Source organism: Paenibacillus agaridevorans (assembly GCF_018604145.1).
Taxonomy (GTDB): Bacteria; Bacillota; Bacilli; order Paenibacillales; family Paenibacillaceae; genus Pristimantibacillus; species Pristimantibacillus agaridevorans.
In genome coordinates this window covers 4,878,188-4,898,756 of record NZ_CP075889.1, presented here as the reverse complement: position 1 = coordinate 4,898,756, position 20,569 = coordinate 4,878,188, and the positions used below count along the sequence as shown (strand labels likewise).

The window sequence follows — 20,569 nt, the reverse complement described above, 5'->3', positions numbered from 1 at the left end:
TGCGCGTTCGAACTACCATTAGCAAGGAGCATGGACAGCATGGAAATATATGAACGATGCGTGATCAAAAGCTTCAAACACAATGGTCAAATCCACCGGCTGTGGCAGCAGAATTGGCTTGTGCCGGACGATGCGCTAGCACCCGGGCATCGCGCCGAATCGATGATCGTTCTCATTAACAGGCAGACTCCCATCCAGGAATCCGACGGCAAGCAGTGGATCAGCAGAGTGCCGGCCGTTTCTTTCTTTATCCCCGGCGAATGGTTTAATGTCGTTGCGCTGCTGGAGACAAGCGGGGTGCGCTATTATTGCAACGTGGCATCCCCTCCTTATCTGCAGGGCGGCGTATTGACGTACATCGACTATGATCTTGATGTCATTCGAACGGCCGACGGAAGTCGTTATATCGTCGATCAGGACGAATACGAACAGCACAAGCAGTTGTACCATTATCCAAGACAAGTCGAGGATAAGGTGCGAGAAGGGCTGAATGCTCTGTTGTCGCGGATTGAACGCAGTCGGGAACCGTTTCAGGACGACGTGGTGATACGTTACTACGAGGAATGGCTGACGAGGTTCGGAGAAGCCGAACAATGAAGACGCTGCGACGCGAGTTGATGGATTGGCTAAAGACGATACTTTTATCATTAGGACTTGTATTGTTATTACATTATTTCGTATTTAACCTCTCAACCGTGGATGGCCGCTCCATGGAGCCTACGCTGGTACAGGACGAGTGGCTGTTCGTTAACAAAATCGGCTATTTGCTGGGGAGTCCCGGCCGGGGCGATGTCATCGTGCTGGAGGATCCGTCGGGATCTGAGGGCAAGTTGCGATATCTCGTAAAGCGAATCGTCGGCATGCCGGGCGACCGGGTCGAGATAGCGGGGCAGCAGTTGTATATTAACGGCGAGCCGGTGGACGAGCCATATACGGATTCGCCCATCGAAGGTATGAACTACGGACCTGAAGTTATCCAGCAAGGGAATTTTTTTGTCATGGGAGACAATCGGCGTGAGCGGGCGAGCCTGGACAGCCGAACGTTTCATGCCGTACCGAGAGAACTTATCATAGGCCGGGCGGAAGCGATAATATGGCCAATCCCGCAGTTGAGGCGGTTGTAAAAGTCAGGATATATCAAGACTATGCTAGAAAGAATGGGGGGTTACCATTGAAAGATGTCATGATCTATACAGACGGAGCCTGTTCGGGCAATCCGGGGCCCGGCGGCTGGGGGGCCGTTTTGTTTTACGGTGCGCATAAAAAGGAGATTTCCGGCGGGGATAAGGCGACGACGAATAACCGGATGGAAATCCAGGCCGTGATCGAGGGGCTCGCGCTGCTTAAGGAGCCTTGCACGGTCAAAGTGTACAGCGATTCCGCGTATGTCGTTAATTGCTTTCAGAAGGGCTGGATTCATGGCTGGCTGCGCAACGGCTGGAAGAACAGCAAGAAGGAGCCCGTGGAGAATCAGGATCTGTGGAAGCAGCTGTGGGAGCTGATGGGCAAGCACAAGGTGGAGTATGTAAAGGTGAAGGGCCATAGCGACAATGAATGGAACAATCGCTGCGACGAGTTGGCGCGCGAAGCGATCAAACGGTTATAAGCCGATGGCGATGACAGACGAGTGGCAAGCGTTGAAAGACGAGATGAAAGAGGCTGCGCAAAGTTTGGGCATCGACGCGATTGGCGTCGCATCGTCCGACCCGTTCGTAACGCTCAAGCAACGCCTCATTCGCCATCGCGAGCTCGGCTATGAATCCGGCTTCGAGGAGCAAGATATCGAGAAACGAACGAACCCGTCGCTGATTTTCGACCGCCCCCAAAGCATTATAGCGATAGCGGTTGCGTACCCATCCAAGCTCATCGACCCGCCGAAGTCGGAACCCGGCGCCAGGAGAGGCATCATGTCCAGGTCCGCATGGGGCGAGGACTACCACAAAATATTGCGCGACCGTCTGGCGAGGCTCGAGCAATGGCTGATGGAGCGCGTTCCGGACGTGCGAGTCGAAAGCATGGTGGATACAGGAGAGCTGTCGGATCGGGCGGTTGCCGAGCGGGCAGGGCTTGGCTGGAGCGCCAAAAACTGCTCGATTATATCCCCCGAGCTGGGCTCCTGGATTTATCTGGGCGAGATGATTACCAATCTTCCGCTGCCCCCCGACGAGCCCGTAACGGAAGGCTGCGGCTCTTGCACGAAGTGTATCGACGCCTGTCCCACCGGGGCGATCGTCGCTCCGGGCCAACTGAACGCTCAGCGCTGCATCTCTTACGTGACCCAGACGAAGGGAATGGTGGCGGACGAATTTATGCGCAAGATCGGGAATCGTCTGTACGGCTGCGATACATGCCAGATCGTATGTCCCGTCAACCGGGGCAAAAACTGGACCAATCAGCCCGAGCTGCAGCCGGATAACGAGCTCGCCAAGCCGCTTCTCATTCCTCTGTTGACGATGGGGAACAAGGAGTTCAAGGAGCGTTACGGTCATACCTCCTCCGCTTGGCGCGGACGGAAGCCGATTCAGCGCAACGCGGTCATCGCGCTTGGCAACTTTAAGGAAGCAAGTGCCGTACCGGACCTTATTCGTGTACTCCACGATGATCCCAGGCCGGTGCTGCGCGGGACGGCTGCCTGGTCGCTTGGCCGGATCGGCGGCGAGGCCGCGGCAGAAGCTCTGGAACAGGCTTCGATGAGGGAACGGGACGAGGAAGCCATTGCTTCGATCGAAGCGGCAATAGGGGCGATTCGGGAGCGAGAACGCGCGTAATTCGCCTAATTATACGCGCTGGGCTGCCAGGGGACTATACAACCGTTTTACCTTGTGCGAATTCATTGCGCCGCAGGGCTTGGACATGCTATGATACATGGATGTCAGCTTTGTAAGTGTTATCGAAATATGGAAAGGTGCAGGTGAACGGCATGGAATGGTACAATATCGTAATCCCGATCGTTACTTTGATTCTCGGAGCGGTTGGCGGATTTCTTATCGGCGTTTTCTATCTTCGCAGACAGATCGAGCGTATGCAAAACGATCCTGCGATGATTCAGAAGATGGCGAAGCAAATGGGCTACAATCTAAACAAACAACAAATGTCGAAAGCTCAAAATATGATGAAAAATCAAAAGTTTCCCCGCAAATAACGGGGGACCGGCAGTGAGCGGAAGGAGCGGTGGCGAATGGCGGGACGGAAGGATTACGTCAATTCGAAAGTGGCAAGCAACCGGGAGCAAATCGAACATCATGTGAAGGAAATTCTGAAGCTGATCGGCGAGGATGTCGAGCGAGAAGGACTTCTCGAAACGCCGGCGCGTGTTACACGGATGTATGAGGAAATTTTCGCGGGCTACGATGTCGATCCCCGCGAAGTGCTCGGCGTGTCTTTCGACGAGCAGCACGAAGAACTGGTCATCGTCAGAGACATCGTCTATTACAGCCTATGCGAGCATCATATGGCGCCTTTCTTCGGGAAGGCTCATATCGGCTATATTCCCAGCGGCAAGATCGCGGGACTTAGCAAGCTGGCGCGTCTGGTCGATGCGATTACGCGAAAGCTTCAAGTGCAGGAGCGAGTTACGACGCAGATCGCCGATATTCTGGAGCAAGAACTTTCTCCCCATGGCGTTATGGTCGTCGTGGAGGGGGAACATCTCTGCATGTGCTCCAGAGGCGTTAAGAAGCCTGGCAGCAAGACGGTAACCTCTGCCGTTCGAGGCGAGTTCAGAACAAGCTCGCCGCTGCGCTCGGAATTTCTGGCATTGCTGAAACAATAACCTTTTAGAAGGAACGCAAGAAAGGAGCAAGGAAGCTGCCCGCATTTATCAGGGCATGCTCCTTGCTCCTTTCTGTTATTCGGCAGCCGCGACTTGGACGGCGGGCTCGCCTTCATGCTCCGCCGCGATAACGGAATCGACCTGGCTGAGGAACATCGCGGCTCGGCCGATGTATTCTGTAGGATGCTTCCGGAAGATCATTTCGTGCTGTCCATCCTCCACAATCCAGGAGCGGGACATCGCATTTTTTTGGTTTGCCGAGATTGCTTGCGCCGTCTCGTAAGACGCCTTGGCGTCCTTTGTCCCGTGTATGATGTAGATGGGCATATCGTAGGGATGCGCTACAACTTCCTCCGCCGGAATCGAGCCGAAGTCTGTGCCGGTCCAGAGCGGAATCATCGTCTCGATGAGTGGGAGCGACGGGAATCTCGGAAGTTCCACGAACTGGATCAAATTATCGAACAGCGCTTCCGAGCTCGGGACGAACAGACTATCCAGAATCATCGCGTCGATTTCGTCCGTTACGAGCGCCGTCTGGAGCGCCGTGCCCGCACCCATGGAAAATCCCCATACGACGATATCCTCCGCGCCGCGGGAACGCGCGTAGTTGACGGAAGCCAGCAGTTGCTGCGATTCCTCTCGGCCTCCTGTAGCGGGAGCCTTGTATTGTTTGGAGGCATAGCCGTAATCGAATAACAGGACATTGTAGCTTAGATCGTGGAGCAGCTTGGCGAGATCGTACATGGGCACCCAGCTTTCTTCGCGGTTCGCGCCGTATCCGTGACTAAAGACGACGGTACGTTTCGAAAAATCGCTAGAACCATCTACTGCCGGAGCGGGAAGATACCAGCCGCTGACGGTCGTCTCGCCGCTATGACTGGGGTATATAACTTCCTCGTAATCGATGCCGATCGCTTCCTTGGGATTGGAGGCAAGCGGGGCAACATAAGGATAAGCCAGCATCCACGCTACATAACCATGGAAAATGACAATCGCGATAAAAAACATGGCGATAATAGCTGCAATCGTTGCAATCCATTTATGCTTGCGCCGCTGGGCTACAGCAAGACTGGTTTTTAGAAAGGGTGGAAGGGGCAAGGCTTGAGGGACGGCGCTTAGTCCAACGCTCTCAAGCGGCTGCGGAGTTCCGATAGTTGCGTTCATCGTCAGGCCCTCCTTCTGCAAAAAGCGATTATGTTATGAAGACGATGTAAGCGCTATTAATTGTATAGTACTTTAATCGTAGTCCTATACGGGCGGCCTGTCAATTCATGTCGAGGCATTGTTAGGGGGATGTTAATAGACTGTAATCATTTTGTAATGATTCAATGATCTTTACGTCCATGGAGCGATTCATGTATACTAATGAGAATAGATTTCAATCATTATGGAATTCGGTTTCATTCATTGAAACTTAATGGGGATATATATATTATAAATAGAGGAGGTGCGTGTTCGTGGAGGATGGGAAATCGACCGTGCGAGCCGTTGACCGCGCGTTGGATATATTATTGTGCTTTACGCATCGAACCGATTGGGCAATGACGGAGATTGCGGAACATGTCGGCTTGCACAAAAGTACCGTACATCGGATGCTCGCTACCCTCGAAGAGAAGGGCTTTATCGAGCGCGACCGTTCGACGGACCGCTACCATCTGGGATTGCGGATGTGGGAGCTGTCGGCCAATTTGTCGGGCTCCGACGACCAGGCCACAATCTGGCTGCCGGAGATGGTGCGACTGCGCGATCAGCTCGGCGAGACTGTCAGTATCTACGTGCGGGACGGCTCGGAGCGGATTCGCATACAGGCAGTGCAGAGCAACCAGGCTGTGCGCCGAGTGGCGCCGATTGGCGTCAGGCTGCCGCTCTACGCCGGCGCGTCAAGCAAGGTGTTGATTGCCTTCTCCGAGGAGTCGGTAAGGAACAGTATCCTCGAATCGTTGGAGTGGCCGGATTCTTTTGACAAGAAGCAATACTCGAGGAATCTGACAGAGGTGACGGAGCTGGGTTATGCGACAAGCTTCGAGGAACGCGAAGCCGGCGCCGCGGCGCTATCGGCTCCCATCTTTGATCGATCCGGCAATCTGTCTGCGGCGTTATCCGTTTCCGGGCCCTCCAGCCGCATGACGCTAAAGACGATGCGCGGATATGCCCCGGTCATCCAAGAATCGGCAAAGCGGATGGGGACGATGAGCAAGTAAGCGCGGGATGAAAAAAGAACCCCACACACCAAAATAGTGTTGTGAGGTTCTTTTTGTTTAATCTCTATTTCTTAGTTCATGTTCGCGATCATTTGGCGAAGCACCGTTTGGAGGATGCCGCCGTTACGGTAGTAGTCCACGTCCACAAGGGAGTCCAGACGAACGATCGCAGGGAATTCGAACGTAGTGCCGTCTTCGCGGGTAGCTTTAACGGTTACGGTTTCGCCTGGCTTAACATCGTTGGACAAGCCGACGATGTCGAACGTTTCGCGTCCCGTAATGCCAAGCGTACTCCAGCCATTGCCTTCCTGGAATTGCAGCGGGAGAACGCCCATGCCGACCAGGTTGGAGCGGTGAATACGCTCGAAGCTTTCGGCGATGACAGCTTTCACGCCCAGGAGGTAAGTGCCTTTGGCTGCCCAGTCGCGGGAGCTGCCCGTTCCGTATTCCTTGCCTGCGATAACGACAAGGTTTTTGCCCTCGGCTTGATACTTCATGGATGCATCGTAGATCGACATGACTTCGCCTGTCGGCAGGTAAGTCGTTACGCCGCCCTCTGTGCCCGGAGCCACTTGGTTACGAATCCGGATGTTGGCGAACGTGCCGCGCATCATGACTTCATGATTGCCGCGACGGGAGCCGTAGGAGTTGAAGTCCTTGCGCTCTACGCCGTTGTCGATCAAATATTTGCCGCCCGGGCTGTTAACCGTAATGTTGCCCGCAGGGGAGATATGGTCCGTCGTAACGGAATCGCCCATGAGCGCAAGCACGCTTGCCGAAGGGATATCGGAGATATCGGAAAGTTCGGAGCCCAGGTTCTCGAAGAACGGCGGGTTCTGGATGTAAGTCGACTTCGCATCCCACTCGTAGCTTTCGCCTTCCGGCACGTCGATGGCGTTCCAACGCTCGTTCTGCGTAAATACGTTCTCGTATTTGTCGTTGAACATTTGCGGATTCAGCGCCGTTGCGACAGCGTCTTTGATCTCGGCGTTAGTCGGCCAGATGTCCTTGAGGTACACCGGCTGGCCATCTTGGTCGTGACCGATCGGATCGTTCGTAAGATCGATATTAACCGTGCCTGCAAGCGCGTAAGCAACGACAAGCGGCGGCGAAGCCAGGTAATTGGCTTTTACTTGCGCATGGACGCGGCCTTCGAAGTTACGGTTGCCGGACAATACGGCAGCCACCGTCATATCGTTGTCGGCAATAGCCTTGCTTACTTCGTCAGGAAGCGGGCCGGAGTTGCCGATGCAAGTCGCGCAGCCGTAGCCGGCAACGTGGAAGCCAAGCGCTTCGAGCGAGTCAAGCAGGTTGGCTTTTTTCAGGTACTCCGTTACAACCAGAGAGCCTGGAGTCAGGGAGCTCTTTACATAGGCAGGTTTCGTAAGGCCTCGCTCGACGGCTTTTTTCGCGACGAGACCCGCGCCGAGCATAACGCTAGGGTTGGATGTATTCGTACAGCTTGTGATCGCGGCGATCACGACCGCGCCAGTGCCCATTTTGGACTGAACGCCATCATTGTGCTGTACCGGAACCTGCTCAGCGATCTTTTCGTCGGACAGGCCGTAGCCGCCTTTGTCGATCGGAGTACGGATAATATCGTTGAAAGCTTCCTTCATCGACGTCAGCTCGACACGGTCCTGAGGACGCTTCGGTCCTGCAAGGGAAGGAACGATCGAGGACAGATCCAGCTCGATTACGTCGGTGAACACAGGGTCGGGAGTCTCGTCCGTACGGAACATGTCCTGTGCTTTGTAGTAAGCTTCTACCAATGCGATTTGCTCTTCTTTGCGGCCTGTTTGGCGCATGAAGTCCAGCGTCTCGCCATCGACAGGGAAGAAGCCGATCGTAGCGCCGTATTCCGGAGCCATGTTGGCAACGGTAGCGCGGTCCGCCAGGCTGATGTTGGAGAGGCCGGGTCCGAAGAACTCGACGAACTTGCCGACAACGCCTTTTTTGCGGAGAATCTGGGTGACGGTCAGAGCAAGGTCGGTAGCCGTGGAACCTTCCGCCAGGCTGCCCGTCAGCTTAAAGCCGATAACCTCCGGCATAACGAAGTACAGCGGTTGGCCCAGCATGCCGGCTTCCGCCTCGATGCCGCCAACGCCCCAGCCCACAACGCCGAGACCATTGATCATTGTCGTATGGGAATCCGTGCCGACCAGGGAATCCGGATAAACGACCGTCTCGCCGTCAACCGTCTTTGTAGCCGCTACGGAAGCGAGGTATTCCAGGTTAACCTGGTGAACGATGCCCGTGCCCGGAGGAACGGCGCGGAAGTTATCGAATGCCGTCTGCGCCCAGCGCAGGAAGCGATAACGCTCTTCGTTGCGTTCGAATTCGACTTTCGTGTTGTACTCAAGCGCTTCAGGGCTGCCGAAGGCGTCTACCATGATGGAGTGGTCGATTACGAGATCGACCGGCACGAGCGGGTTAATGTTTTTCGGATCTCCGCCGGCTTTCTTTACGGTGTCGCGCATTGCCGCAAGGTCGACGACGACCGGTACGCCCGTGAAGTCCTGCAGAACGATACGGGCGGGAATGAAAGGAATTTCCTTGTCTTCGCGACCGTTTGCCCAGTTGGCCAATTGCTTAACATGTTCGGGAGTAATGCCGCGGCCGTCGAATTGACGAACGGCTGCCTCCAGCAAAACTTTGATGGAAAACGGAAGCTTGGAAATGTCGCCCAGGCCTTGCTCTTCCAGACCGCCTAGACGGTAGTAGGCATAAGATTTGCCGCCCGATTCCAGCGTCGTGCGAACAGAATATTGATTTTGTTTGGACATCATTATTCTCCTCTTCTAAAAAAATGATCGTTGTTTCATCCTGTGAAACACGATTTCAAAAACCTTATGCCTCTAGTATAGCTTTAAAACAGGGCATCGTAAAGTCCAATTATGACCACAATTCACATGATTTCGCGGGCTCCGTCATATAATGAACCAGTTGTTCTATGCGCGTCTCGCAAGGACGGTGACTCCCTTCTTGCAAACGCGTTCGGCGCCATTATTTATTCATGGATATTGATAGCCAGGAGGGATTACGATGTCCAAACCAAGCAGCCGAATCGGGGCCGCCGGCGGGCGGCAGAAGCGCGCCGCGAAAACGTCGCCGACAGCCGGGACTCCGAATCGGCGGCCGCGCTCCGAGCCGGCGCCCGAGGGGATGGCCAATGCCTCGAAGAAGGAAGCGAAGCTCAGCTCGCTCTTGCAGTCCTCCGGACTTGTCTCTCAGCCGCAGGAGGGAAAGAAGGACTGGAAGGCGGCGATTCAGCAGTATGTCCGCTTGTACAATCAAGCGGAGACGGATCAGCATGCCCGGGTCTTGACGGATTACGTACTTGATCCCGTTCACGGCGAACGATTCGGCAAACGGCTGCAGCGGCTTCGCGAGCGGGATCTGCTCCGCGGCGTTCTTCCCGCGGGGAGCGAGACGAAAGCCGAGTTGATCCGAGTGAACGAGTCTGCCGGCGAAGTGTCCGTCCTGCTGCGCCTGCACGTAAAACGCAGAATGGAACAGTCGGGATTATTCTACATGGAAGAGCGTTACGAAATCGAACGTCTCTGGCTAAGGCTTGCCGACGGGGGATGGCAAGTCATGCAGATCGAACCCGTCATTGCCGAACGCCGTCCCAAGTACGGGGCATCCGTTCATGAATGGCAAGAGGAGCAGGAATCAGCTCCTGACGCCGCGGCGATCGCGCCGTCAATGCCTTACTTAAATTATGACCTAATGCCGGGTTTCAAACTCCGGTCTGCAGCTATTCGTTACAGGAGGGATTTGGCTGCCGCCTATGCGGATCGTTGGTGGAACGAAGGCAACCCGGCTTATGAGCTGTTCGAGGTGAATTGCACGAATTACGTTTCTCAATGTCTCTTTGCAGGCAATGCAACGATGGACTATACTGGTAGAAGGGGCAGCGGATGGTGGTACAAGGGCCGCAACAAAGGCCAGGAGTGGTGGAGCTACAGCTGGGCAGTCGCCAATTCCATGACGGCGTTTTTGAGCGCCGCCCGCAAATCCGGACTTCGCGCCACTATGGTGCAATCGGCGGGCGAGCTCGGGCTCGGCGACATCATTACTTATGATTGGAATGGCGACGGGAGATTCCAGCACAGCACCATCGTCACCGCCTTCGATTCCGCAGGCCAGCCGCTCGTGAACGCCAATACGGTCGCCAGCAGGCACCGTTACTGGGATTATCGCGATTCTTATGCTTGGACGCCTGCGACAAGATATCGTTTCTTCCATATCTCCGATATGATCTGATGTTGATTCGGCATGGCAGCGCAGGCGACCTGAGCGCAAATATATAAACGTACCGGAGGATTGCCATGGGGAGCAAAGTTAGAGTAGGTCTTGTATACGGGGGGAAATCCGGAGAGCACGAGGTGTCTCTGCAGACGGCATTCGCCGTAATGGGCGAGTTCGATTACGGACAATACGAAATCAAACCTTTTTATATTACAAAGCAAGGCGAATGGAAGAGCGGTCCCGTTCTGCTGTCTCCGCCGGAGTCGGCGGAGGCGTTGAGATTCCAATCCAACGAAAACGGCTCGTCCGGCTCGCTGGCGCCGCTGTTTGCAGCGCTTGACAACGGTTCGGGACAAGTTGGCCATACGGCCATCGTTCCCGGCGGAGATGCGCATATAAGCGGACAGACTGACGTTATCGCGATTAGCGGCGATACGTCGGCCGAGGCGCCGATCGACGTCATGTTCCCGCTCTTGCACGGCACGTTCGGAGAAGACGGCACGATCCAGGGTTTGTTCGAAATGGCGAATATCCCTTATGTAGGCGCCGGCGTTCTCGCCTCTGCCGTAGGGATGGACAAGATCATGATGAAGAAGGTATTCGCGCAGGAGGGACTGCCGCAATGCGTCTTCCGTTATTTCAACCGCACGCAGTGGGAGAAGGACGCTTCTTTCTTTATTATGGAATGCGAAGTGTCGCTCGGTTATCCTTGCTTCGTAAAGCCGGCCAATCTGGGCTCCAGCGTAGGCGTGTCCAAAGCTCGCAACAGAGAAGAACTGATCGAGGCGGTTAATTATGCGCTGCGATTCGACCGCAAGGTCATCGTCGAGGAGTTTGTAGACGCGCGCGAGATCGAGGTTAGCGTCCTCGGCAACGATGAACCGAAGGCATCCGTGCCCGGCGAAATTGCGCCTTCTAATGAATTTTACGATTATAAGGCAAAATATATCGACGGCAAGTCCAGCATGATCATTCCGGCCGAGCTGCCGGAAGGGATCGCGGAACAAGTACGCGAGCTGGCCGTGCGGGCATTTCTGGCGATCGACGGCTCGGGACTATCGCGCGTGGATTTCTTCCTGCGCAAGGAAGACAACAAGCTGTTCATTAACGAGGTCAATACGCTGCCGGGCTTTACGCCATTTAGCATGTACCCGCTCATGTGGCGCGAATCCGGACTGCCATATAAAAAGTTGCTTACCAGCTTGATCGATCTGGCTGTCGAACGTCATGCTGCCAAGCAACGCATCGATTACACGGGAGAAAGCGTGCAATAAGTGTTCAAAAAGTAGGAAGGGACTTTCGGCAGCGGCCGGGGCGCGCAAGAAGCGTCTCGGCTGTACCCGTCCATATAGGGCAATTATGATTACAGCTAATCGATATCCAAGGGAGGCATACATATGGGATTCGAGACGGAGTTTAACTCGGTATGCAAGTTTAAGTCGGAGCAGGAGTTATATGAATTGTTGGAGTACGGCAAGGGCAAGATGGTAAAAAGCGGTTTCCGCGTTTTCCCGACAGGGCAGAAGGTCATCGCCTATACGCCAGGCAACCAGGCCATTGCCATCGTACGCATACTGGCGTCGATCGCGGAGATCAATTTCCAGGGAGAAGAAGTCACCCAAGTGGAGATGGAGCTTGTGCGCAAGCTGACGGAAGAAGAATCAAGGGTGCAGACAGCGCTTGCGCACGAAATGTTTTTCGGAGAGCGGGAATAAATCATGATTGTAAGGTTCGGATTCGTCGCCATGAGTCTGGCCGTCCAGAACGCCTCGCCTTCCCGTACGCAGACTTATGCCAACTTCTCGAAGCAGGGCGATCGCGATGCGGCGCTCAGAAGGCTGGAGAGGCTGGCAGAAGAGAACTTGGGGAACACGCTGCGGATTCTGAAGCATTGTATGGCGCACGATATTCGAATGTATCGGTTCTCCTCCAAGCTGATTCCGCTCGCCACTCATGATGCATTGTCAGACTGGGACCCGTTCCAGGCGCTGCAAGAGTCCTTTCGCGAGGTGGGCGATTATGCACGGAAGCAGGGCATACGCGTCTCCTTCCATCCCGATCACTTCTGCGTATTCAGTACGCCGCGTCCCGAAGTGTTGGAGAACTCCATCAGGGATATGGAGTACCATGTACGGATGCTTGAAGCAATGGGGCTGGACGAGCGCAGCAAAAATAACATCCATATGGGCGGCGCTTATGGAGACAAGCCTGCTTCGGCCGAACGTTTCGTTCGCCAATTCGGAGAGCTGGAAGATCGAATAAAGCGGCGCGTGACGCTCGAGAACGATGATAAGACGTTTAACGTAAAGGAGACGCTGGCAGCGGCGGAGGAGACAGGCGTGCCCATGGTGCTCGACATCCATCATCACGCCGTTAATCCAGGCGACATTCCGGAGGACGAGCTTACAGAAGCGCTTTGGCCTCGCATCTCGGAAACCTGGCGGATAGAGCGGGACAGACTGGGACTCGGCACTGAGCAGGAGTTGCCTCCCAAGATTCATGTCTCCAGTCCCAAGAGCTTGTCCGATCCGCGCGGCCATGCCGATCTGGTTGCTGCGGAGCCCGTGCTGGCCTTCTTGCGGCAAGCGGCGCGAACGACGTCGGCGCTTGATTGTATGCTGGAGGCGAAGCACAAGGACGCGGCGCTGTTCCAGCTGATGGAGGATCTGAAGGAGCTGGAGCGGAGAGGCGAAGGGGTAAAGGTGCTGGACGGCGGCTGTGTGGAGATTGAACCGAACGAATAATAATGGCATGGTTCTACGATTGAGAATTTTGCCATAAGCGATTCGGAATAGATAAGGTGGCTTTCAAAGAATGGAATGGATTTTGTTAATGCTGCTGGGCGTTGTGGCTGCCGCTTTCGGAAGTCTCGTCGGGTTGGGCGGGGGGATCATCATCGTTCCCGGCCTGCTCTTATTCGCCCCGACGCTGATCGGCGAACCGATCGAACACGCGACGGCAGTCGGTATTTCGCTTACGGTATTGATCGTGACGGCGCTTGCTTCAACATTAAGCTACACAAAGAGAGGAATTGTGGACTTCAGAAGCGGTCTGCTTTTCTTTATTACGAGCGGTCCTGCTTCCATTCTGGGCGCGGCGCTGACCGGCCTTATGCAGGCGGGCGTGTTCCAGCTCTTGTTCGGTTCGCTGATGTTGCTTCTGGCAGGTCTATTGATCGGACGGGACTATATGAAACCGTTTGCGAAGGAGTGGTCTATCCAACGTTCGATCACAGATGCGCAAGGAAACGTTCATACGTATGGATACGGTCTATGGTCGGCTCTGGCTATTGGATTTTGCGTCGGCTTGATCTCCGGATTGTTCGGCATAGGCGGAGGTTCCTTGTTCGTACCTATGATGGTGCTTCTCTACCGCTTCCCGCCGCATGTAGCGACCGCTACGTCCATGTTCGTCATCTTCCTCTCCGCCATTCTGGGGAGCGGCATGCATGTAGCTTTAGGCGAGATTGACTGGTTGTTAGTGGCTGCCCTGGTTCCGGGAGCCTGGATCGGAGGACGGATCGGCGCGCGAATCGCAGTGAAGCTGAGCGGCAACAAGCTGCTGTGGCTGCTCCGGATTACGCTGCTGGCGCTTGCGATCCAGCTCATATTCGAGGGTATATCTGCCGTCTGACGAACAGCGGGCATTCGATGGATTACGATGAAACCAGTCACGGGCAACGGACGTATTATAATAAGATGAGGAGATATGAACGGAAAAAAGATGAATTCGGAATGGACAACTACCTCTATAGCTGGGAGAGTGATAGACTTGAACGAAAGCAGTAACGGCTCGATCATTGGCGGCAAGAGCTTTACCGCGGTTGCCATCAACTGCGCCGCCAAAGCGGGCGAATGGATTATGACCAAGCTGGGCGGCTACTCCAAGCTGGAGCTCAAATACTCGGCTCACGACCTTGTGACCGAGGTGGACAAGGGCTCGGAGCGGCTGATCCGCAACCTGATCGGAACGCATTTCCCCCATCATTCTTTCTTGGGCGAAGAAGGCGTAGAGCCTGGTCCGGAAGCGTCGTCGAGAGCGCTTGCAGAGATGAGCGACGCGGAATACTTATGGATCGTCGACCCTATCGACGGCACGACTAATTTCGTGCACGGCTTCCCATTCTTCTGTGTTTCTATTGCGTTAGCCTATCAGGGCGAAGTCATCGTAGGCGTCATCTATGATCCGTGCAAGGACGAATTGTTTGTGGCGGAGAAGGGGAAAGGCGCTTACGTGCATGGCAAAAAAATGAGCGTCTCCGGAGAAGAGACGCTGCGCGGCAGTCTGATTGCGACCGGACTGCCGGCGGATCATCATTATGCGCTGCCGCTTAACTTAAAGGGGATCCAGAGCGTGGCGCCGGAGGTACGCAATCTTCGGATCGCAGGATCCGCGGCGATGCATCTTGCATATGTTGCAGCCGGCAGGCTCAGCGGCTTCTGGGAGATCGGCCTCAGCAGCTGGGATATTGCGGCAGGAGCGCTGCTCGTACAAGAATCCGGCGGGTTGGTAACGGACACGCATGGCCGCCCCTATAATCTTGCGGTTCGGAATATAGCCGCAACGAACGGGCTTGTGCATGCTGAACTGCTAGACAAGCTGGCAGGGGCGGAAGCGGTTGGATAATGGGACTTTCCGTTCATATAGCTGATGAAGCTAATTATACTCGAAGGATAGGACAACAGAAACGCCAAGGCGCTATGTTGTCCTTGTTTGCTTGGAATACAGGAAAGAGGGAACAACGACTTTGGTACGATGATCGATCGTGATGTGAGTGCCGCAGTCGTAAAGAGAACAAGGGGACTTCGATAGAAGTTTTTCTCACCAACCTCTTAATAAATAATCTGTTAACTCTCAGGAGGGATGTTACGATGTCCAGAACGAAGATGGCTACCCTGGCATGGATGCTTAGCCTTGCGATTTTAGCTGGCTGCAGCGGGGCGGAGAATGAAGAGAGAGGATCGTCTCCGTCTCCTTCTGCGTCTCCGACGGAGACGATCGAACCGAGTTTGGCGCCCACGGAGAAGCCGGACGCTAGCGAGGAACCCGCTCAGAGCGATGACGGAGAACCGTATGCCGTTCTGGCCGAGAAGCTCCGAATTCCTTGGTCCATTGCGATTCATGGATCCGAGTTTATTGTGACAGAGCGTGAGGGGAATATCGTCGTCATCTCCGACGGGCAGCAGAAGCGTCAGAACGTAAGGCTGGAGAAGGCCGTGCTGCATCGAGGTGAGGGAGGTATGCTGGGCCTCCAGCTGGCTCAGGACTTTGACCATTCCCAGCTCGCGTATGTATATCATACATACGAGGAGGGGGGCAAGGCGTTGAACCGCATCGTCCAGCTTAAGCGGGAAGGCGCCGAATGGTCCGAGCAGAAGGCGCTTCTGGAAGGTATTCCCGGCAGTGCCAACCATAACGGCGGCAGGCTCGCGATCGGGCCGGACGGCATGCTCTACGCCACGACGGGCGATGCGGAAAATCGAAGCGAAGCGCAGAACCGGGACAGTCTGGCCGGCAAAATATTGCGGATGACGCCGGACGGGGACATCCCGGCCGACAATCCGTTCCCGAATTCCTACGTATATTCGTACGGCCACCGTAATCCGCAAGGGCTGGCGTGGACGAAGGACGGCAGCATGTACAGCACGGAGCATGGCCCGTCGGGCAATCCCGGCGGCCATGACGAGATTAACCTTATCCAGCCTGGCGCCAATTACGGCTGGCCGACCGTCTATGGAGACGATAAGAAGGAAGGACTGACGCCTCCGGCGTACCATACGGGAGACCCCGCGATCGCGCCGTCCGGTACAATCATCGACGACGAAGGAAGACTGGTCATCGCGACGCTCCGAGGCGAGGCGATCTACCGATATACGCCGTCTACTGGCGAGATGGCGGTCATTCACAAGGATGAAGGCCGGATCCGGGACGTCAAGCTGGTCGGCGACAAGCTCTATTTCATCACCAACAACACCGACGGTCGCGGGGGAATCTCCTCGGAGGCGGAAGATCGGCTGGTTGTAATGGATTATCCGTCTTGACGAGGATGGGGGAGAACTCCCCTTATAAGGCTGCGTGGGATTATGGCTACACGGGTGTGCATGAGTCTCGGACTGCAGCTTCATTTGATTGTCATCTAGCTTTCTTGCCGCGCAAACAGCCTGTCTCATCGATGAGACAGGCTGTTTGGCGCGGTGCGGTGTTATCGATTCGCGGCTTCCAACGTATAGCGGAACAGCTCCATCAGCTCGATCCGCTGAAGCTGCTCCAGCAGGACTCGGGTATCCTCGGTGGCTTTGCCGGATTCCTGCAAGGAGATGATGTCGACGAAGTCGTCCGTATTCCAGCCGTCGGCGTCCCGGAATCGTTTAAGGGCGTTAACAATGGGATTGGCCGGGAAAGTGTCTAATCCGGGCTGAGTCGACAACCACTCCGCAATAGCAGATCGTGTGCGTTCCTTGACGGAATGGCGGCCCGCTTGGCGGAACCAATACTTGCTGTTCCAGAAATCATGCTCCATCCGATGCATGATCGCATGCCAGTAGCTTCCCGTTGCGTCGTCTTCGATCTGCTGGGCGTAAGAATGGGAACGATCCAGACTATCGTTGCGAAGATGCAGGCCGGCCATAAGTGCGATTGCCTGCTTGTTAGCAGGAGGGTACTTGTTCCCGAGCTTTACGATATCCTCGTCAAGGCTTGCGTCCCATACTTGGGCAGGCGACAACGGCGCCGTCTCGCGGCGTTCGTCCAAACGTTTCACAATAGTCAGCAACTCTTCCTTCATCCTCCAAGCAGCTCCTCTCCCGAATGGAATGTTTCTTTTGGTAGTGGGTCGTGAATCCCGTACCGCCTCAAAACGCGCGTTGGATTTGCACGCGGTGCAGAAATTACAGCTGCGCCATAGCTTTTTTGGCGGCTTCGATCGTTGCGTCGATATCGGCATCCGTGTGCGCGGTCGTCAAGAACCAGGCTTCATACTTCGACGGAGCAAGATTGATGCCCTGGTCCAGCATGGCGCGGAAAAAAGCGCCGAAGCGTTCGCCGTCCGTATCCTGCGCCTCGTCGTAGTTCGTGACGGGATGATCGCAGAAGTGGGCGGAGAACGAGCCGCGGATCTGGTTAACCGTCAGCGGAATTCCGTTCGCGGCCGCAGCCTCCCTCATTCCGTCAGCCAGCTTGGCGGCCAGACGATCCATCCGGTCATAGATGCCCGGCTCCTGCAGCACTTCCAGGCAGGCGATGCCCGCGGAGATGGAAGCCGGGTTGCCTGCCATCGTTCCCGCTTGATAAGCGGGGCCGAGCGGCGCGACCTGCTCCATAATTTCGCGGCGTCCGCCGTAAGCTCCGATAGGGAGGCCGCCCCCGATGATTTTGCCCAGCGCGGTGAGATCCGGTTCGATCGCCTTGTGATCAGGGAAGGGATGATAGGTTTGCGACGATCCGTAGTGAAAGCGGAATGCGCTAATCACTTCGTCATAGATCACAAGCGCGCCTGCATCGCGTGTCAGATTGCAGAGACCCTCCAGATAGCCTTCATGCGGCATCACCATGCCAAAATTGCCGACAATCGGCTCCACCATAACGGCGGCGGTATCGTCGCCCCAGCGCTCCAGCGCTTCCTTAAGCGCGTCCAGATCGTTGAACGGAACGGTGATAACCTCATGGGCTATGCTTGTCGGAATACCCGCGCTGTCCGGGATGCCCAGCGTGGATGGACCCGAACCGGCCGCGACGAGGACAAGATCGGAATGGCCATGGTAGCAGCCGGCGAATTTTATGATTTTGTTCCGCTTCGTATAGGCTCTGGCTACCCGGATCGTCGTCATGACGGACTCCGTGCCGGAATTGACGAATCTCACCTTGTCCATGGAAGGGATTGCTTCCTTGAGCATGCGGGCCAGCTTGATTTCGAGCTCGGTCGGCGTGCCGTACAGCGTGCCGTTCCGCACGGACTCGATAATGGCCTCCGTAATATGCGGATGGGCATGTCCAGTAATGATGGGGCCGTAAGCGGCCAGATAGTCGATATATCGATTGTCGTCGACATCCCAGAAGTAGGCGCCTTCGGCGCGTTTCATAAAGACGGGCGCGCCGCCTCCGACGGCTTTGTAAGAGCGGGAAGGGCTGTTGACTCCGCCGACGATATGCTGAAGCGCTTCTTGATAAAGTCGATCGGAGGTAGGACGATGAATGGTCATGAGTAGGAGAACCCCTTTCGAGTGGAGATGAATAGTTAATAAGGTTAAAAAGTTGGAGCTCGAGAGCTCCGAAATTGGTGGGTGCGTATAGGCGTTTATAACGCCTATGTAGCTCGCAAGCACCGAAAGTAGGGTGTATAGGCGTTAATAACGCCTATGTAGCTCGCAAGCGCCGAAAATGGGACGCATAGGCGTTAAAAACGCTCATGGAGCTCACAAGCGCCGAAAGTAGGGCGTATAGGCGTTAATAACGCCTATGTAGCTCGCAAGCGCCGAAAATGGGACGCATAGGCGTTAATAACGCCTATGGAGCTTGAGAGCGCCGAAAGTAGGGTGTATAGGCGTTTATAACGCCTATGTAGCTCGCAAGCGCCGAAAGTGGTGCGTATAGGCGTTAATAACGCCTATGTAGCTTGCGAGCGCCGAAAGTAGGGTGTATAGGCGTTAATAACGCCTATGTAGCTCGCAAGCGCCGAAAGTAGGGCGTATAGGCGTTAATAACGCTCATGGAGCTCGCAAGCGCCGAAAGTAGGGCTATAGGCGTTAATAACGCCTATGTAGCTCGCAAGCGCCGAAAGTAGGGCGTATAGGCGTTAATAACGCTCATGGAGCTCGCAAGCGCCGAAAGTAGGGCGTATAGGCGTTAATAACGCCTATGTAGCTCGCAAGCGCCGAAAATGGGGCGTGTAGGCGTTTATAACGCCTACAACTTAGCCGGAACAAGGAAATAGAGCACATAGGTGCTCTATTCATTTTACGCGATATAGGTTTGCAGGGCCCGGATCTTGAGGGGCGGCTGGTCTTGCGCCTCGTTAGCGGGCGGAAGAACTCGAGCCGGAGCGGTTTGAAGTTCCGGAAGATCCGGAGCCTCTATTCGTGCCGCCGCCATCGCCCTCCGATGATCCTTCCGCTGCGGGCGACTCCGAAGGCACCGGGATCGTCTCGTCCGTCGACAGGATTTCCTGCACGAATCCGATCAGCGCGTCTTCGTCGCGAATGCCGATGACGGACGCGCCGCCTACATGCTCTTCGCTGACAAGCTCCATCGGAGGGATTTGAGCCGTACCGCCGACATGACTCTCTACGCCTAGCTGTCCAAGCTTCAGCATATCTCCCACGGTCAAGTTCGTCTCGATATAAGGCGAAACGCTCTCCAGAATTTCTTTCATTCGGATCAGGTTCCAGCCGGACTGCAGCTCGGAGGCAACAGCCTTAAGGAAATTACGCTGACGCTCCGTCCGCGTATAATCGCTCATGGCGTCGTGACGGAAACGAACGTACTGAAGCGCCTTGTCGCCGTCCAGCAACTGGTAGCCTTGCTTCAGATCGATGTCGTATCGATTGCCGTCCGCGTTGTCCGTATAGCGCATATCCTTTTCAACGTCGAAGTAAATGCCGCCGATCGTGTCGATAAGCGATTTAAACCCTTCGAAGTCGGTGTAGACGAAATACTGGATTTCGAGGCCAAGCAGGTCGCCAACCGTCTTCATGGCGAGATTAGGTCCTCCCATAGTAATGGCGGAGTTGATGCGCCCCTTGCCGTGGTCTTCGATTCTCGCATAAGTATCTCGAAGCACGGAGAAAAGATGGGCCTTCTTCGTGACGGGATCGAACGATGCGACCATCATGGAGTCAGACCGCGCTATTCCGTTCTCGTCCGCGTCGCGGACGTCGCCGCCCAGCAGCAGAATGTTCACGCGCTCCTTGCCTTCCCACTTGGGAACCTCGACGGGTTTCTCGGGAGTGACATCGGTGAACCGGGACTTTTCCGGCTCCTTCTTAAAATCATCTAGCGCGCTGTAGACGCCGACTCCCCAATAGACGAGGGCCGCGACTACGGCGACGATGATGATCGATAAAGTAATGATAAGCCACTTCCAACGTGACTGTTTTTTAGGGGATTCTGACCGCGTACGCATTGCGTTTAATAGGTCTCCTTTCGAATAGACGCCAAGTTGATTCAGATCATGGTTGTGCCGCTGCTATAGATTAAGGCTGCATAGGACTTCCCTGTAACCTTCCGTTTACGACCCACGATAACTGAGGTATGATTACATATCATAAAATTATAAAGCTCAGGCGCATATAGTTGCAAGTTTTATCATTTGGGGTACAATATAATCGCTATTTCCCAGGAAATGTCG

19 protein-coding genes are annotated in these 20,569 nt (G+C 55.1%); 14 read left to right on the top strand and 5 right to left on the bottom strand.

Annotation, left to right across the window (positions count from 1 at the left end):
* Positions 1-39 precede the first annotated feature (39 nt).
* The 6 genes from KJW29_RS19975 to folE all read left to right on the top strand — a co-directional run bounded on the left by KJW29_RS19975 (position 40) and on the right by folE (position 3,772).
* A complete protein-coding gene (locus tag KJW29_RS19975; RefSeq protein ID WP_214625877.1) occupies positions 40-597 on the top strand; it encodes a DUF402 domain-containing protein in 558 nt (185 codons plus the stop codon).
* Positions 594-1,124 (top strand): signal peptidase I, encoded by a 531-nt coding sequence (gene lepB, locus KJW29_RS19970; protein ID WP_246608296.1) that lies wholly within the window; start codon positions 594-596, stop codon positions 1,122-1,124. The genes KJW29_RS19975 and lepB overlap by 4 nt, the downstream gene beginning before the upstream one ends.
* A gap of 47 nt (positions 1,125-1,171) precedes the next feature.
* On the top strand, positions 1,172-1,606 hold the full coding sequence (gene rnhA / locus KJW29_RS19965) for a ribonuclease HI (protein ID WP_214625875.1): 435 nt from the start codon (positions 1,172-1,174) through the stop codon (positions 1,604-1,606).
* 4 nt (positions 1,607-1,610) lie between these two features.
* Complete coding sequence (gene queG, locus KJW29_RS19960) at positions 1,611-2,768, top strand: tRNA epoxyqueuosine(34) reductase QueG (RefSeq protein ID WP_425517568.1); 1,158 nt, start codon at positions 1,611-1,613, stop codon at positions 2,766-2,768.
* A 152-nt stretch (positions 2,769-2,920) separates the two neighbouring features.
* Complete coding sequence (locus KJW29_RS19955) at positions 2,921-3,142, top strand: YneF family protein (RefSeq protein ID WP_087569900.1); 222 nt, start codon at positions 2,921-2,923, stop codon at positions 3,140-3,142.
* Between the two features lie 36 nt (positions 3,143-3,178).
* Positions 3,179-3,772 carry a GTP cyclohydrolase I FolE gene (folE, locus tag KJW29_RS19950; protein ID WP_087569816.1) on the top strand — a complete coding sequence of 198 codons (594 nt, stop codon included), beginning with the start codon at positions 3,179-3,181 and terminating at the stop codon, positions 3,770-3,772.
* 75 nt (positions 3,773-3,847) lie between these two features.
* Here the strand turns inward: folE and KJW29_RS19945 are convergent, their stop codons facing one another.
* Complete coding sequence (locus tag KJW29_RS19945) at positions 3,848-4,936, bottom strand: alpha/beta hydrolase (protein WP_214625874.1); 1,089 nt, start codon at positions 4,934-4,936, stop codon at positions 3,848-3,850.
* A gap of 293 nt (positions 4,937-5,229) precedes the next feature.
* On the opposite strand from KJW29_RS19945, the gene KJW29_RS19940 reads away from it, so the two are divergent.
* A complete protein-coding gene (locus KJW29_RS19940) occupies positions 5,230-5,973 on the top strand; it encodes an IclR family transcriptional regulator (protein ID WP_214625873.1) in 744 nt (247 codons plus the stop codon).
* 71 nt (positions 5,974-6,044) lie between these two features.
* On the opposite strand, the gene acnA is transcribed toward KJW29_RS19940, so the two are convergent.
* Positions 6,045-8,759: an aconitate hydratase AcnA gene (gene acnA, locus KJW29_RS19935; RefSeq protein ID WP_281426383.1), complete on the bottom strand. Its 2,715-nt coding sequence runs from the start codon at positions 8,757-8,759 to the stop codon at positions 6,045-6,047.
* A 259-nt stretch (positions 8,760-9,018) separates the two neighbouring features.
* Between acnA and KJW29_RS19930 the strand changes: the two genes are divergently transcribed.
* From KJW29_RS19930 to KJW29_RS19900, 7 genes are all read left to right on the top strand, one after another.
* Positions 9,019-10,242: an amidase domain-containing protein gene (locus tag KJW29_RS19930; protein WP_246608295.1), complete on the top strand. Its 1,224-nt coding sequence runs from the start codon at positions 9,019-9,021 to the stop codon at positions 10,240-10,242.
* A 65-nt stretch (positions 10,243-10,307) separates the two neighbouring features.
* Positions 10,308-11,501 carry a D-alanine--D-alanine ligase gene (locus KJW29_RS19925; RefSeq protein ID WP_214625871.1) on the top strand — a complete coding sequence of 398 codons (1,194 nt, stop codon included), beginning with the start codon at positions 10,308-10,310 and terminating at the stop codon, positions 11,499-11,501.
* Positions 11,502-11,624: 123 nt separating this feature from the next.
* Positions 11,625-11,942 carry a hypothetical protein gene (locus tag KJW29_RS19920; protein ID WP_087569812.1) on the top strand — a complete coding sequence of 106 codons (318 nt, stop codon included), beginning with the start codon at positions 11,625-11,627 and terminating at the stop codon, positions 11,940-11,942.
* A gap of 3 nt (positions 11,943-11,945) precedes the next feature.
* Positions 11,946-12,971 (top strand): UV DNA damage repair endonuclease UvsE, encoded by a 1,026-nt coding sequence (gene uvsE, locus KJW29_RS19915; RefSeq protein WP_214625870.1) that lies wholly within the window; start codon positions 11,946-11,948, stop codon positions 12,969-12,971.
* A 70-nt stretch (positions 12,972-13,041) separates the two neighbouring features.
* Positions 13,042-13,860 carry a sulfite exporter TauE/SafE family protein gene (locus tag KJW29_RS19910; RefSeq protein WP_214625869.1) on the top strand — a complete coding sequence of 273 codons (819 nt, stop codon included), beginning with the start codon at positions 13,042-13,044 and terminating at the stop codon, positions 13,858-13,860.
* A gap of 138 nt (positions 13,861-13,998) precedes the next feature.
* On the top strand, positions 13,999-14,853 hold the full coding sequence (locus tag KJW29_RS19905) for an inositol monophosphatase family protein (protein ID WP_246608294.1): 855 nt from the start codon (positions 13,999-14,001) through the stop codon (positions 14,851-14,853).
* Between the two features lie 245 nt (positions 14,854-15,098).
* A complete protein-coding gene (locus KJW29_RS19900) occupies positions 15,099-16,268 on the top strand; it encodes a PQQ-dependent sugar dehydrogenase (RefSeq protein WP_214625868.1) in 1,170 nt (389 codons plus the stop codon).
* 161 nt (positions 16,269-16,429) lie between these two features.
* Here the strand turns inward: KJW29_RS19900 and KJW29_RS19895 are convergent, their stop codons facing one another.
* The 3 genes from KJW29_RS19895 to KJW29_RS19885 all read right to left on the bottom strand — a co-directional run bounded on the left by KJW29_RS19895 (position 16,430) and on the right by KJW29_RS19885 (position 20,344).
* Positions 16,430-17,011, bottom strand: a complete 582-nt coding sequence (locus KJW29_RS19895; protein WP_214625867.1) for a hypothetical protein — start codon at positions 17,009-17,011, stop codon at positions 16,430-16,432.
* A 103-nt stretch (positions 17,012-17,114) separates the two neighbouring features.
* Positions 17,115-18,425, bottom strand: a complete 1,311-nt coding sequence (locus KJW29_RS19890; protein WP_214625866.1) for a glutamate-1-semialdehyde 2,1-aminomutase — start codon at positions 18,423-18,425, stop codon at positions 17,115-17,117.
* 812 nt (positions 18,426-19,237) lie between these two features.
* Positions 19,238-20,344 (bottom strand): LCP family protein, encoded by a 1,107-nt coding sequence (locus tag KJW29_RS19885; protein ID WP_214625865.1) that lies wholly within the window; start codon positions 20,342-20,344, stop codon positions 19,238-19,240.
* Between the last annotated feature and the right edge of the window lie 225 nt (positions 20,345-20,569).